General features: G+C 62.4%; 11 protein-coding genes and 2 riboswitches. Of the genes, 4 read left to right on the top strand and 7 right to left on the bottom strand.

Features of this window, described 5'->3' with window-relative positions:
• Positions 1 to 4: 4 nt before the first annotated feature.
• A complete protein-coding gene (locus tag ACQ4W4_RS18660) occupies positions 5 to 754 on the top strand; it encodes a pseudouridine synthase (protein ID WP_034752263.1) in 750 nt (249 codons plus the stop codon).
• A gap of 145 nt (positions 755 to 899) precedes the next feature.
• A complete protein-coding gene (locus ACQ4W4_RS18655) occupies positions 900 to 1,664 on the top strand; it encodes a flagellar brake protein (RefSeq protein WP_436543247.1) in 765 nt (254 codons plus the stop codon).
• Positions 1,665 to 1,841: 177 nt separating this feature from the next.
• Here the strand turns inward: ACQ4W4_RS18655 and def are convergent, their stop codons facing one another.
• From def to ACQ4W4_RS18620, 7 genes are all read right to left on the bottom strand, one after another.
• Positions 1,842 to 2,378 carry a peptide deformylase gene (gene def / locus ACQ4W4_RS18650; protein ID WP_070221525.1) on the bottom strand — a complete coding sequence of 179 codons (537 nt, stop codon included), beginning with the start codon at positions 2,376 to 2,378 and terminating at the stop codon, positions 1,842 to 1,844.
• A complete protein-coding gene (gene galU / locus ACQ4W4_RS18645) occupies positions 2,375 to 3,268 on the bottom strand; it encodes a UTP--glucose-1-phosphate uridylyltransferase GalU (RefSeq protein WP_326459948.1) in 894 nt (297 codons plus the stop codon). The genes def and galU overlap by 4 nt, the downstream gene beginning before the upstream one ends.
• A gap of 20 nt (positions 3,269 to 3,288) precedes the next feature.
• A complete protein-coding gene (gene ligA, locus ACQ4W4_RS18640) occupies positions 3,289 to 5,655 on the bottom strand; it encodes an NAD-dependent DNA ligase LigA (RefSeq protein ID WP_436543246.1) in 2,367 nt (788 codons plus the stop codon).
• A 14-nt stretch (positions 5,656 to 5,669) separates the two neighbouring features.
• Positions 5,670 to 6,836: a cell division protein ZipA C-terminal FtsZ-binding domain-containing protein gene (locus ACQ4W4_RS18635; protein ID WP_436543245.1), complete on the bottom strand. Its 1,167-nt coding sequence runs from the start codon at positions 6,834 to 6,836 to the stop codon at positions 5,670 to 5,672.
• The gene (gene smc / locus ACQ4W4_RS18630; RefSeq protein WP_436543244.1) at positions 6,833 to 10,360 is read right to left on the bottom strand and encodes a chromosome segregation protein SMC; all 3,528 of its coding nucleotides are present in this window, start codon (positions 10,358 to 10,360) and stop codon (positions 6,833 to 6,835) included. Before smc ends, ACQ4W4_RS18635 begins: the two co-directional genes overlap by 4 nt.
• Positions 10,361 to 10,543: 183 nt before the next feature.
• Positions 10,544 to 11,179: a phosphatase PAP2 family protein gene (locus tag ACQ4W4_RS18625; RefSeq protein ID WP_436543243.1), complete on the bottom strand. Its 636-nt coding sequence runs from the start codon at positions 11,177 to 11,179 to the stop codon at positions 10,544 to 10,546.
• Between the two features lie 161 nt (positions 11,180 to 11,340).
• The gene (locus ACQ4W4_RS18620; RefSeq protein WP_436543242.1) at positions 11,341 to 11,913 is read right to left on the bottom strand and encodes an ATP-dependent Clp protease proteolytic subunit; all 573 of its coding nucleotides are present in this window, start codon (positions 11,911 to 11,913) and stop codon (positions 11,341 to 11,343) included.
• Positions 11,914 to 12,083: 170 nt separating this feature from the next.
• Positions 12,084 to 12,170, top strand: a riboswitch (glycine riboswitch).
• A gap of 26 nt (positions 12,171 to 12,196) precedes the next feature.
• Positions 12,197 to 12,302: riboswitch (glycine riboswitch) on the top strand.
• Between the two features lie 74 nt (positions 12,303 to 12,376).
• On the opposite strand from ACQ4W4_RS18620, the gene gcvT reads away from it, so the two are divergent.
• Together gcvT and gcvH are read left to right on the top strand one after the other, a co-directional pair.
• Positions 12,377 to 13,498 carry a glycine cleavage system aminomethyltransferase GcvT gene (gcvT, locus tag ACQ4W4_RS18615; protein ID WP_436543241.1) on the top strand — a complete coding sequence of 374 codons (1,122 nt, stop codon included), beginning with the start codon at positions 12,377 to 12,379 and terminating at the stop codon, positions 13,496 to 13,498.
• A 70-nt stretch (positions 13,499 to 13,568) separates the two neighbouring features.
• Positions 13,569 to 13,949, top strand: coding sequence for a glycine cleavage system protein GcvH (gcvH, locus tag ACQ4W4_RS18610; RefSeq protein WP_436543240.1), 381 nt, complete (start codon positions 13,569 to 13,571; stop codon positions 13,947 to 13,949).
• Positions 13,950 to 14,059: the final 110 nt, after the last annotated feature.

Raw genomic sequence — 14,059 nt, 5'->3', positions numbered from 1 at the left:
CAACATGACCGAAGAATTATTACGTTTGTCCAAACGCATGTCCGAACTGGGCCTGTGCTCGCGCCGCGAAGCCGATGAATGGATCGCACGCGGCTGGGTCCGCGTGGATGGCAAGGTGGTGTCCGAGCTGGGCAGCAAGGTCTACCCGAGCCAGCGCGTCACCGTGGAACGCCAGGCGGCGGCCGAGCAATCGAAGCGCGTCACCGTGCTGATCAACAAACCGGTCGGCTACGTCAGCGGCCAGGCCGAAGACGGCTATACGCCCGCCGTGGCCCTGATCAAGGCGGAAAACCGCTGGGCGGAAGACCGCAGTCCGGAACAGTTCCATCCGACCCAGCTGCGCAGCCTGGTGGCAGCCGGCCGGCTGGATATCGATTCCGTCGGCTTGCTGGTCCTGACGCAGGACGGCCGCGTGGCCAAGCAGCTGATCGGCCACGATACCGACATCGACAAGGAGTACCTGGTACGCGTGAGCTACACCAAGGGCGGCACCCTGCCCGACAGCGAACTGAAAAAGCTCAACCATGGCCTGTGGCTCGACGGCAAGCCGCTGCTGCCGGCCAAGGTGCGCTGGCAAAACGAGGACCAGCTGAGCTTTACCCTGCGTGAAGGCAAGAAACGCCAGATCCGCCGCATGTGCGAAGCCGTCGGCCTGAAAGTGCTGGGCTTGAAACGCGTGCGCATCGGCAAGGTCAAGCTGGGCGACTTGCCGACCGGCCAATGGCGTTACCTGAGCGCGGACGAACAGTTTTAAGCGGCGATGTCAAGGCGGCATACCAGGCCGGCATACATAAGCAACAGGAATATAGTGATATAAAATCAATTATTGTGATTTACTTAGTAAATATTGCCTTAAACCTATACACTATTCCCCATTAGAACAAAAGAGATACGCTGTCGTGAACGATCCCATCCCCAATCCCCTGCGCAAGGGCGCGCCCAGTCTGGCTGACGTGGCCGAGCCGATGGCCCCCGGCACCAAGCCGCACCATATGAGCGATCCGTGGGATATCGGCGAAACCTTGTGCAGCCTGGCTGACAACGGCGACGCCCTCTCCATCTACCCGGCTGGCGGCGAAGACCTCATCCTGGGGCGCATCCTGTCCGTTGACGATGACTTGCCGCAATTCGTGCTGGAACTCAATGAAGGTGCGACCCTGCCGCCTGGCGGCGCCACGTTTGTGTCATGGGTGCAAAACGCCAAACTGCAGTTCACCATCAATGGCGAATGGCAAGCGTATCCCGAGCGGCCGAACGTCTACCTGACGAACTTCCCCAGCCATTGCCTGGTCCTGGAGCGGCGCGAATCGGCGCGCCTGGAAACACCGCTGGGCGTGTACTACCTGGCCGCCTTCGTGCTCGAGGGCCGTCCGTATGAATTGCAGCTGTATGATTTCTCGGCTGGCGGCATCGGCATGCGCGCCCATCCGCGCGACACGGTAGGCCTGTACGTGGGTCGCAAGCTGTCGCGCGTGCGCCTGGAACTGGGGCCGGACAAGGTCATGATCGCCGACCTGGAAATCCGCCTGTCGCGCACCTTCCGCTCCTTCCTGCTGGGCGAACAGGTGCAGATCGGCTGCCGCTTCCTGAACCTGACGGACGCCATGCAGGATGAATTGAAAGCCTTGCTCGATAACCTGGGCAGCAGCCGCAAGGTGCGCTAGGTTTGCCTCTGGCATAAAAAATGGCCGCCCAGCTGATGCTGCGCGGCCATTTTTTGTTTAACAGCCAAAGTCACGAGGCGCCTGAAAAACGATCAGGGCAAGGCGCATTGCCGAAGACAGTACGAATAGTACGGCGAGGCAATGCAACGCAGCCATGGACGTTTTCTCAGGCGCCGATCAATCGTCGTCGTTTGGATCCAGGTCGGGAAACATCACTTCCGTGTAGCCGAATTGCGTAAAATCGACGATGCGCATTGGATACAAAATGCCGTGCAAATGGTCGACTTCATGCTGCACCACGCGCGCATGGAAGCCGTCGCAGTCGCGGCTGATGGGCTGGCCGAACTGGTCGACGCCTTCGTAGTGCAACTCGCTCCAGCGCGGCACGCTGCCGCGCAGGCCGGGCACGGACAGACAGCCTTCAAAACCCTCTTCCTTGCGTTCCGACAAAGGCGTCAGCACCGGGTTGATCAGCACGGTTTCCGGCACTTGCGGCGCGTCCGGATAGCGCAGATTCTGCTTGAAGCCGTAGATCACCACTTGCAGGTTGACGCCGATCTGCGGCGCCGCCAGGCCTGCGCCATTGGCCGCGTGCATGGTGTCGAACATGTCGGCGATCAGGGCATGCAGTTCTGGCGTATCGAATTCGCGTACGGGCTCGGCCATGCGCAGCAGGCGCGGATCGCCCATCTTCAGGATTTCACGTACCGTCATTTTGCGTCCAGTGCCGATTGCAGTTCTTGCAGGTAAGTGCGGAAAGCCGCACCCGTTTCCGGATGTTTCATGCCCATCGCCGTCGTTGCCTTCAGATAGCCAAGCTTGGAGCCGCAATCATAACGCTGCCCCTGATAACGGTAAGCCAGCACGCGCTCCTCGCGCATCAAGGCGGCGATGCCGTCCGTCAACTGGATTTCGCCGCCGGCGCCCGTACCGATTTTTTCCAGGTGCTCGAAGATACGGCTGGTCAGCACATAACGGCCGACCACGGCGAGGGTCGATGGCGCCTCTTCCGGCACGGGCTTTTCCACGATCCCCGAAACCAGCTCCAGGTCAGGCTGATAATGCTGGGCGCTGACGATACCGTACTGCCTGGTTTCCGCGCGCGGCACGTCCTGCACCGCCAGCAAGGAACAGTTTTCATACTGGAACACATCGGCCATCTGCGCCAGCACGGGGCGCACGCCCTCTTCCACATCCATGAAATCGTCGGCCAGCAAGACGGCAAACGGCTCGTCGCCGATCACGGGACGGGCGCACAGCACGGCATGCCCGAGGCCCAGCGGCGCAGACTGGCGGATGTAAATGCAATTGATGTGCTTGGGAATGACGTTTTGCACCATTTCCAGCAACTGGCGCTTGCCGGCCGCTTCCAGTTCCGACTCGAGCTCATAGGCCGTATCGAAATGGTCTTCGATGGCGCGCTTGTTGCGGCCCGTGATGAAGATCATTTCCGTGATACCCGCGGCCACGGCTTCTTCCACTGCGTACTGGATCAATGGCTTGTCAACGATGGGTAACATTTCCTTTGGCTGCGCCTTGGTTGCAGGCAAAAAACGGCTGCCCAGGCCGGCGACGGGAAAGACTGCTTTTCTGATTTTTTTCATGGGTCTTCTGCAATGAATGTTTAGTCTTGCGCCAACAGGGTCAGCAAACCAGCCTCGTCGAGTATGGTCACGCCCAGCTCCTGCGCCTTGACCAGCTTGCTGCCGGCGTCCGAGCCGGCCACGACGTAACCGGTTTTCTTCGACACGGAACCGCTGACCTTGCCGCCGGCCGCCTCGATCAACTCCGCAGCCTCGTCGCGGCTCATGTTGGGCAAGGTGCCCGTCAAGACAAAGGTTTTGCCGTCCAGCTTGCCGCCAGCGGCTGGCATTTCAGGCAATTGTGACAGTAATTCATTTCGCAGGGCGTCCAGTTGACCTAGCAGCTTGACATTGCCCTCATCGGCCAGCCATTGCGCCAGCGCTTCGGCCACGGCGGCGGGCAAGCCCGCGTGGAAGCTGGCACCCTGCGCCGCCAGGCTGGCCAGGGTCACGCCCCGCTCCACCAGCTGCCTGCTGCGCGGCTCCGTGAGCTTCGGGATGCCGATGGCGGCCAGCAAGGTGGTTTGTTCGAGTTGCGTGCGCAGCTTGGCGCTGGGCGCGTGTTCGCCCTGCGGCGCGACACCGGCGTCCAGCAATGCCTGCAACGCCTGCTGGTTCTTTTCTTCGGCAAAGAAATCGGCAATCGATTCAGCCACGGTGCCGCCGATGTCGGGCAGCACGCGCAACAAGGCCGCTGGCGCGCGACGCACATAATCCAGGCTTCCCAACCACTCGGCCAGCGTCTTCGCCGTCGATTCGCCTACGTGGCGGATGCCCAGTGCAAACAGGAAACGCTCGAGCGGCGGGCGCTTGCTGGCCTCGATGCCTGCCAGCAGATTTTCCGCCCACTTGGTGGGAATCTTGCCTTGTTGCACTGTTTCCGGCGTCGAAGCGTCGCGCTCGTCGGCGCGCAACTTCATTTCCAGCAATTTATCCAGGGTCAGGCTGTACAGGTCCGCCAGGCCATGCACGTACTCGAGTTCGACCAGGGTATCGATATAACGTTCCCCCAGGCCTTCGATATCCATCATGCGGCGGCCCGCGAAATGACGGAACGCTTCCTTGCGCTGGGCCGAGCAGAACAGGCCGCCCGAGCAGCGGGCGATGGCCTCGCCGTCTTCGCGCACCACGTGCGAGCCGCACACGGGGCACGCTTCCAGCATCTTGAACGGTGGCGGCGCCGGTTCCGGACGTTTTTCCAGCACCACACTCAGCACTTCCGGGATCACGTCGCCGGCGCGGCGCACGATGACGGTATCGCCCACGCGCACATCCTTGCGCAGCACTTCGTCTTCATTGTGCAAGGTGGCGTTGGTCACCGTCACGCCGCCCACGGACACGGGCGCCAGGCGCGCCACGGGCGTCATGGCGCCCGTGCGGCCCACCTGGATATCGATGCCCAGCACTTGCGTCAGCGCTTCTTCGGCGGGGAACTTGTGCGCCAGCGCAAAACGCGGCGCGCGCGAGACAAAACCCAGCTCCTGCTGGTCTTCCGTCGCGTTCACCTTGTAGACGACGCCGTCGATTTCATACGGCAAGGCGGGGCGGCGCGCGCCGATATCGGCGTAGTAGGCAAGCAAGCCCTGCGCGCCCTGCACCACCTTGCGCTCCTTGGACACGGGGATGCCCAGGGTTTCATACCAGTCCAGCAAGGCCGAATGCGACACGGGCATGGCGGCGCCTTCCAGCGCACCGATGCCGTAGGCATAGAAACGCAGCTTGCGCTGCGCCGTGATGCGCGAATCGAGCTGGCGCAGGCTGCCGGCCGCCGCATTGCGCGGGTTGGCGAATTCCTTGTGCCCCGCTTCGCGCTGGCGTTCGTTCAGGCGCGCAAAATCGCCCTTGAACATCATCACTTCGCCGCGCACATCGAGCACGGCGGGAATCTTGTCGCCATGCAGGCGCAAAGGGATGCCGGCAATGGTGCGGATATTCGCCGTCACGTCCTCGCCCGTGGCGCCGTCGCCGCGCGTGGCCGCCTGCACGAACAGGCCGTGCTCATAGCGCAGGTTGATGGCCAGACCGTCGAATTTCACTTCGGCCGCATACGCGACGTCCTGCGCATCGAGGCCCAGGCCTTCGCGCACGCGGCGGTCGAAGTTGACGATATCGTCATCGGTGAAACCATTGTTCAACGACAGCATCGGCACCGTGTGCGTGACTTGCTCGAATTGCGGCAAGGGCGCCGCGCCCACGCGCAAGGTGGGCGAGTCGGGCTGCAGCAACTCGGGATGGGCCGTTTCCAGCGTTTGCAGTTCGACAAACAGCTTGTCGTACTCGGCGTCGGGGATGGTGGGATTGTCGAGCACGTGGTAGGCGTGCAGATGCCGATTGAGTTCGGCCGTGAGTGCCAGGACGCGGTGGGCGGCACTCCGTGCAGCGGCGTCCTGGTGGATCGGATCAGTCATTGTTGCGGGATTCTTCAGCTAAATAAACGCAGGGCGCGGGTGGAACCGGCCGGAATGTCGGCCGCGTCCATTTCCTGGTAAAACTCTTGCACCTGGCCGGCGATCTCGGCCAGCGCCGCGTCGGACAAGGCCTGGTTGTAATCGTCGACGATGGTGGCGTCGAGGCGGCCCACCAGCGCCTTGGCGCAGGCGACCATGGCGCCGAAACCGTCGCGCGCGGGCGCCACGCATGGCACGTCCAGCAACAAGGTCAGGCGTGGCGTCGTTTCTTCGGCCAGGGTGACATTCGTCGACAGCGAGAACAGATAACTGCCTTCGCCGTCGGGCATGACGAAACGGCCATCCGGACGCACGTCAAAGCCCTGTTTTTCCAGCGCGAACAGCAAGGTGGAAATGGCCCATGGCGCGCCATTCGTGTGCAGGTTCACGCCCAGCTGGGCGTCATGGCCGGCGACGAAACGGTGCAGATTGCGCGCTTCGGCCATCACTTCCATCATGTCGGGCACTTCCGGCTCGGCGCCGATCTCGTCGGCAACACCGCGCAGGCGCGTGACCAGTTCCGAGTATTCGAGCTCATTCAGGGCCGTGCTGCGGCTGGCCAGCTGTACGCCGCCCTGCATCTTGGTATAGACACCGCCATGCGTGATCGGTTCCCAATCGCCATTCACGTGCAAACCGATGAAGTGGACGGGCTTGTTGCCCACCAGGCGCAGGGTTTGCAGCACGGGCAGGATCTTGTCGCCACGCACGGGTGCTTCCAGCGACAAAGGCAGCAGGCAATCGATGAGCGGGTCGACCAGGCTGGTCGCCTGCTCGCTGGCGGCGCTGACTTCCGGCTGCAGCGGCGCGGCCACGGCAGCCGGCGCTTCCACACCGGCATCGCCGAGCGACGGTTCCGCATGCACGGGCGCGTCCGGCACAGCGGCAGCCGGCGGCGCGCCGAACGACGGTTCGGCCTTGGCTGCGGGCGCCGCATCGAAGCGCGGCTCCTGGCGCAAGACGGGTTCCTGGGCTTCCACTGCCGGCGCATCGCCGTCGCGCATCAACACGTCATCGTGGTCGGTGGAAAAGGCACGCTCCACGCTTTTCTTGGCCTTGTATTCCTGCCATTTGTTGTAGGAGAAAACACCGACGATAAAGACGCCGCCGGCGCCGAACAAGGTAATTTGAAGGTCTGTCATGCTGCTTGTGCCTCGGTTGCAAAATTTGCGGCGGACTCCATGTCCACCGCCACGATGCGCGATACGCCCTGCTCCTGCATCGTCACACCGATCAATTGATGGGCCATTTCCATCGCAATCTTGTTATGCGAAATGAAAAGGAATTGGGTCTGGTCGGACATGCGCTTGACCATGCGGCAGAAGCGTTCCGTGTTCGAATCGTCCAGCGGCGCATCGACTTCGTCGAGCAGGCAGAACGGCGCCGGATTCAGGCGGAACATGGAAAACACCAATGCGGTCGCGGTCAGCGCCTTCTCTCCACCGGACAACAGGTGGATGGTGGCATTTTTCTTGCCGGGAGGCTGCGCCATGACTTGTACACCGGAATCGAGAATCTCGTCGCCCGTCATGGTCAGCCTGGCCTGTCCCCCGCCGAACAGGATGGGGAACAGCTCGGAAAAGTGGTGGTTGACCTTGTCGAACGTATCTTGCAGCAAGTCGCGCGTTTCCTTGTCGATCTTGTGGATCGCGTCTTCCAGCGTGTTGATCGCTTCCGTCAGGTCGGCATTCTGGGCGTCGAGGAAATTCTTGCGCTCCGACGCCTGCGCCAGTTCGTCCAGCGCGGCCAGATTGACTGCGCCCAGTGCCGTGATGGCATTGGTCAGGCGCGTCACTTCGCCCTGCAGATACGATGGACGCATGTCCGGATGCAGTTTTTCCGTCAGGGCCGCTTCATCGGCGCCCGACTCCAGCAATTGCTGGGCGAATTGCTCCTGGTTCAAGCGCGCGGCCTGCTCCTTGAGCTGCATTTCCATGATCTTGTCGCGCTGCGGCTGCAAGCTGCGTTCCGATTGCGTGCGCGCATCTTCGGACAGGCGCAGCTGCTGCGTAATTTGATCGAGTTCGTGACGCGCGTCCGCCAGCGCCTTCTCCTGCGTCGTGCGGCGCTCGAGCAAGTCCTGCAAGCCGTCGGCGGCAGCGCCGCTTTCCAGGTTGGCCAGTTCCAGTTCGCCCGCCTGCAGGCTGGCCGTCACTTGCTGGGCCTGCGTACTGGCCGTGGCGATATTGCGGCGCAATTCCTCGATCTTCGCGCGGTGGGCTTTTTCCGCGTATTCCGTATCCTTGGCGGCCCGCTCCAGGTCGCGCAAGGCTTCGCGCGCTTCGGCCAGCCGCTGTTCCTTCTGCAGGAAGTCCGTATGGCCGTCTTCGTGCGCTTCCTGCAAATTGCCCAGTTCCATGTCCAGCTGTTCGAACTTCTCTTCCGATTCGGCCTTGATCTGCTGCTGCTCCGCTTCCTGCGCGGCGATTTCGGCGAGATCCGCGCCGATCTGCGTGCTGCGCTGGTTGAAGCGCGCTTCCACTTCGGACAGTTTCACCACGTCCAGCTGCAAGGTATGCACGGAGGAAGTGAGCTGCTGGATGCGCAGGCGCAAGTCGGACAGGTTGCGCGTCAAGTTCGCCACGGCCGCGTCGGCCCGCACGGAACGGGCGCGCGCCTCTTCGGCCAGTAGCTGCTGGGCGCGCAACTGCTTGCCGATATTGTCGATTTCCTGCTGGCGCCCCAGCATGCCTTCCTGCTCCGAATCGGCCGCATAGAAGCGCACGCTGGTGGCCGTGACCACGTGACCTGCGCGCGTGACGAAATAGCCGCCCGGCGGCAACTTGCCACGCTCTGCCAGGGCTTCGGCCGCGTCTTCCACGGCGTAGGCGTTGTACAGCCAATCCTGCAGCAAGCCGCGCAAGCCCGGATCGTTGAGTTTGAGCAAGTTCAAAAACGGCTTCAGGCCAGCCACTTCCGGCTGCGGCAGCGGCGCCACGGTGGATGGCGCGTACAGGGCCAGCTTGGCCGGTGGCGCGTCGGCAAAAAACGCCTTGGCCCAGTCGATGTTCGACAGTTGCAGGGCCGACGTGCGCTCGCGCAGGATCGATTCCATGGCCGCTTCCCAGCCCGCTTCGATCTGCAGCTTTTGCCACAGGCGCGGCAAGCTGTCGAGTTCGTGCTTTTTCAGCCACGGCTGAACCTTGCCTTGCGTCTGCACGCGTTCCTGCAATTGTTTTAAGGCGGAAAGACGCGCTTCCAGCTGGGCATTCGCCGCCGTCTCGGCATTGACCTGTGCCTGCGCTTCGGCCCGCTCCTGCTCCAGCTTCGGTTGCTGCTCGAGCGCCTCTTCCAGATAGAAGCCCTGTTCTTCCAGCGCTTGCTGCTTTTCTTCCAGCTGCAGTTTCAGGTTTTCCAGGTGGCTGCTGTCGGGCAGACTCAGGCTGTTCTTTTCCTGCTGCAGGCGCTCGCGGCGCGTCAACAGGCTGGCCAGGATGTTCGAGGCGTTGCGCTGGTGCGCCGATTCCAGTTCCAGCTGCTGCTGCGCCTGCATGATGCGCGCGCGCGATTCCGTGCTCTTGTTTTGCGCGGCGCGCCAGGCGGCGTCCAGCTCGGGCAATTGCTCACCCTTCTGCTCGGCCATCATTTGCGACTGTTCCACCTTGGCGGCCAGTTCCTCGAGGTGGAATTCCGCCTCTTCGATCTGTTCCTGGTATTCGCTGCCCTGGCTGTTCCACTGGTCGCGCTGGGCCGTCAGTGTCGCCAGCTGGGCCTGCAGGCGGGCGCGCGATTCGATGACGAACTTGATCTGCGCTTCCAGGCTGCCGATTTCCGCATTCGTCTGGTACAGATGGCCTTGCGCCGTATGCAGGCGGTCGCCCACGGCAAAGTGGGCCTGGCGCATCTGCTCGAGCGTCAGTTCCACGTTGCGCAGCTTGGCCGTCTGCTCTTCCAGGTCCGTCTGCGCCTGTTCCACTTCGCGGAAATAGCGCGTCTGCTCGTGTTGCGCCTCGTTCTTGCGCAGCAGCCACAGCAGTTTCTGCTTTTCTTCCTGGTCCGCCTGCAAGGCGTGGAACCGCGTGGCCACGGCCGCCTGCGCTTCCAGTTTTTCCAGGTTGGCATTGAGTTCGCGCAAGATGTCTTCCACGCGCAGCAGATTCTCGCGCGTGTCCTGCAAGCGGTTTTCCGTCTCGCGGCGGCGTTCCTTGTATTTGGAGACACCGGCCGCTTCTTCGAGGAAGACGCGCAATTCTTCGGGGCGCGATTCGATAATGCGCGAAATCATGCCCTGCCCGATGATGGCGTAGGCGCGTGGCCCCAGGCCCGTGCCGAGGAAGATATCCTGGATGTCGCGCCGGCGCACGGGCTGGCCGTTGATGTAATAGGTGGAGGTGCCGTCGCGCGTCAGGGTGCGCTTGACGGCGATCTCGGCGTACTGGCCCCACTGGCCGGACGCCTTGCCGTCGTTATTATCGAACACCAGTTCCACGGAAGCGCGGCCGGCCGGCTTGCGGTGGGTGGAGCCATTGAAAATGACGTCCTGCATCGATTCGCCGCGCAATTCGGACGCTTTCGATTCGCCCAGCACCCAGCGCACGGCGTCGATGATGTTCGACTTGCCGCAGCCATTCGGCCCGACCACGCCCACGAGCTGGCCTGGCACCTGAAAATTGGTGGGATCGACGAAAGACTTAAATCCCGACAACTTGATGGAAGAGAGACGCACGTGTTTTAGAGTTCCTGGCCTATGCTGGCGGTTATATTATGGGTGAACCCGGTTCATGTTCAGTTCAGATGCCGCATCGCGACGGCAGCCTGGCCGCTCGCCGCAAAAAAGTGGTTCATCATACCATTTCCTGGTGCTTTTCTGGCCAAAAAACCGTCGCGCCAGGCGCCTGTCGGCAGCGGATCAGGGGGCAGGACGGCCATCCTGCGCCAGTTTCCAGTCCGCGCGGGAAAAAACGCGCTCATGGCCGGACAGCACCAGGGCCAGTTTTTTCAGCCATTGTTCGGTCGGCATGGGCTCCGCCTTGAAGCTGAGCAACACCATCAGCGCCAGGCTGGCCAGGGCCAGCGCATGGCTGACGGCAAAATTGACGGCGCCACGGGCATTCCACATGAAGCCCAGCGCCAGCGCCAGGCCCAGCACGCAGCCGCTGACGGCTTCGGACACGCTGTGCGCATGCACGACCACGCGGGAAATGGCCACCAGCACGGCAAAGGCCACGCCGACAAGCACGCCGGCATGGCGCCAGCGCGGCTCGGCCCGCTGCAACAGCACATACATCAGCACGGGAAACACGGCGCCGGCGCGCATGGCGTGGCCGCTGAAACCGGTAAAATCGAGCGCGCTGCTGCCCACGCCCCAACTCATGAAGGCCAGCTTCGACAGCACCACGAGGGCCAAGCCGCCGCCATACCACAAGCTCCAGCTGAGTACCAGCCGCCACTGGCGCGACACGAGTAGCCACAGGGCAATCGCCACGCCAGCCGGCCCCATGACGGACATATCGGCCGCAAAAGAAATCTCATTCCACCAAGTCATCGTGCCTACGCTTATTTCATGATCAGCGTGCACTATGCCACGAGTGGCCCTGCTTGCACCCGGGTTTTCATCAACTACAGGCAAGAATTACATTCCATTACAATTTCCACCTCAGAAATTGCCATATGAAAATATCTCGCGCACGCCGCAGCGGCGGCGCGTCAGATATTCGTCAGGCGCTTGCCCTTGGGCGGCGCAAAGTCGCGGATCGATTCGATCATGCCCACTTCCAGCGCCTGGTCGGCCGTCAGGTGCAGGTCCGAATACGCGTGCACCTGCCACTGCTCGTCCGTCAGCTTGACGTGGCCGCGCAGGATGCGCTCGGTGCGCATGTCGTCGGCGCGCAAGCCTTCGACGATGATGCTGAGCGCGTCGGGGCGCGAACCGGGCGAGGCGGTCGCATGCGACTTGTGCACCATGAAACGGGCCGTGTCGCTGGCATGGCGGCGCCGCCCCGCCAGGAACAGGGTGACGGCGATGGAGGCCACGGCGCCCGCGTTGTAGGTGATGATGTCGAGCGGCAACTTGCTGAGGAAGTTGTACAGACAGATGCCATCGCTGACATAGCCGCCGTTCGACTGGATCAGGATGTGCGCGGTGGTGAGCTTGTCTTCCGTGATGTCGGCGGCGGCATTGAAGACGCGCCGCACCATGTCGCTGTTGACGTCGCCCGAGAGGGTAAAGTAACCGTGCTGCTCTGTGTTGTTTTGCGTCTCGCTTTGTGTAGTGTTCATGGCAGGCACCCGCAAGAAAGCCAGGATTTCATCATAGCGCATTCCTGCGCGGCCGGGCGCCCTTTTACGCGCGGGCAGCCCCCTCCCCCAGCCCCGCAAACCGGGACTTTTGCGGCAATTTGGCAACGCCTTTACAGATTGACAGAAACACCCTGCTGGCATATATTCCTCCCACTTGATCGGGAGAGGGCAACCCAGCGTTGCCGCCGAAGGGGCACTACCCAAAAACTCTCAGGCAAAAGGACCGATCAGGCGGACTGAAGTTGTTGCTTTGGCGACACTACAGCTCAACTCTGGAGAGCGGCCGCGGCGAATGCCGGCGGCCCACCGAAGGGGCGCACGGGGCAAGCCCCCGTAATCTCTCAGGTACAAAGGACAGGGGGGTCAGTGATCACGCTGGAAAGCCGTGTTTGGCTATTCTATGTTTTGTTAACTTCCCCTTTACCTTCGTCCCGAGGAATCCATGACGCTCAAAGCGACCCCACTCAACAACGCCCACCGTGCCCTCGGCGCCCGCATGGTCGATTTCGGCGGCTGGGACATGCCCGTCAACTACGGCTCGCAAATCGAAGAACACAACGCCGTGCGCGGCGACGCCGGCATGTTCGACGTGTCCCATATGTGCGTGGTCGATATCGAAGGTCCGAACGTGCGCGCCTTCCTGCGCGGCTTGCTGGCCAATAACGTCGACAAGCTGCAAGTGTCGGGCAAGGCGCTGTACTCGTGCATGCTCAATGCCGAAGGCACCGTCATCGATGACCTGATCGTCTACTTCTTCAACGAAAACTGGTTCCGCCTCGTTGTCAACGCGGGCACGGCGGAAAAAGACGTGGCCTGGATGCAGCAGCAAAATACCGCCACCAACAGCGGCCTGACGATCACCGAGCGCCGCAATGCGAACCAGCCGATGGCCCTGGTGGCCGTGCAAGGCCCGAACGCGCGCGCCAAGGTATGGCAAGTGCTGCCGGAAACGCAGGCCGCGTCCGAAGCCATCAAGCCGTTCAACGTCGTCATCGTCAAGGACACGGCCTTCGGCGAAGTCATGCTGGCACGCACCGGCTACACGGGCGAAGACGGCTTTGAAATCGGCGTGGCCGCCACCCAGGTGGAAGCGCTGTGGAACGCGCTGGCAGCGGCCGGCGTCAAGCCGGCCGGCCTCGGTGCGCGCGATACCCTGCGCCTGGAAGCGGGCATGAATCTGTACGGCCAGGACATGGACGAAACCGTCAACCCGCTCGACGCGGGCCTGGCGTGGACCATCGACCTGGTCAGCGAGCGCGACTTCATCGGCAAGGCCGCCCTGCTGGCCAAAGGCCAGAACGCGCAATTCGTGGGCCTGATCCTGCGCGAAAAAGGCGGCGTGCTGCGCGCCCACCAGAAAGTCATCATCGCCGGCAGCGAAGCCACGGGCGAAATCACCAGCGGCACCTTCAGCCCGACGATGCAGGAAGCCATTGCCCTGGCGCGCGTGCCGAACGGCGTCGCCGTGGGCGACACCGTGCACGTGGAAATCCGCGGCAAGCAGCTGACCGCTTCCGTTGTCAAGCTGCCTTTCGTGCGTAACGGTAAAATCCTGGCTGCGTAAGCGTATTAGAGCCGCCCGCAAGACCGCACAACCATAATCAATAACGAACACTTACCATCTGGAGCCACACATGAACATTCCTGCAGAACTGAAGTACACCGCTTCCCACGAATGGGTACGCCTTGAAGGCGACGGCACGATCACCGTCGGCATCACCGAGTACGCGCAGGACGCCCTGGGCGATATCGTCTTCGTCGAACTGCCAACCGTGGGCAACAGCTATGGCGCCGGCGACGACGCCGCCGTGGTGGAATCGGTCAAGGCAGCGAGCGACATCTACGCGCCGATCGCCGGCGAAGTCGTGGCCGTCAACGACGACGTGGTCAACTCGCCTGAGTCGATCAACGCCGACGCCTACGCCAACTGGCTGTTCAAGATCAAGCCAGCCGACGTGTCGGCCCTGGACGGCTTGCTCGACGCCGCCGCCTATGGCGCCACCACCGGCGCGTAATCGCGTTTGATTCACGGGCCGCGCTTGCGGCCCGTTTGCATTTAATTTTGTAGCTATACCCCGCCGCCGCGCCCGCGCGCCGCCTCCCGGTTTTTCAGTCTTTTTTGGCC

Source organism: Janthinobacterium glycogeni (assembly GCF_051380725.1).
Lineage (GTDB): Bacteria > Pseudomonadota > Gammaproteobacteria > Burkholderiales > Burkholderiaceae_D > Janthinobacterium.
This window is presented reverse-complemented; position numbering and strand designations above follow the sequence as displayed.

Excerpts from the sequence above, each read along its gene's own strand:
- ACQ4W4_RS18660 (WP_034752263.1), top strand. The coding sequence starts at position 5 with ATGACCGAAGAATTATTACGTTTGTCCAAACGCATGTCCGAACTGGGC.
- def (WP_070221525.1), bottom strand. The coding sequence starts at position 2,378 with ATGACGGTACGTGAAATCCTGAAGATGGGCGATCCGCGCCTGCTGCGC.
- galU (WP_326459948.1), bottom strand. The coding sequence starts at position 3,268 with ATGAAAAAAATCAGAAAAGCAGTCTTTCCCGTCGCCGGCCTGGGCAGC.
- ligA (WP_436543246.1), bottom strand. The coding sequence starts at position 5,655 with ATGACTGATCCGATCCACCAGGACGCCGCTGCACGGAGTGCCGCCCAC.
- ACQ4W4_RS18635 (WP_436543245.1), bottom strand. The coding sequence starts at position 6,836 with ATGACAGACCTTCAAATTACCTTGTTCGGCGCCGGCGGCGTCTTTATC.
- ACQ4W4_RS18625 (WP_436543243.1), bottom strand. The coding sequence starts at position 11,179 with ATGACTTGGTGGAATGAGATTTCTTTTGCGGCCGATATGTCCGTCATG.
- ACQ4W4_RS18620 (WP_436543242.1), bottom strand. The coding sequence starts at position 11,913 with ATGAACACTACACAAAGCGAGACGCAAAACAACACAGAGCAGCACGGT.
- gcvT (WP_436543241.1), top strand. The coding sequence starts at position 12,377 with ATGACGCTCAAAGCGACCCCACTCAACAACGCCCACCGTGCCCTCGGC.
- gcvH (WP_436543240.1), top strand. The coding sequence starts at position 13,569 with ATGAACATTCCTGCAGAACTGAAGTACACCGCTTCCCACGAATGGGTA.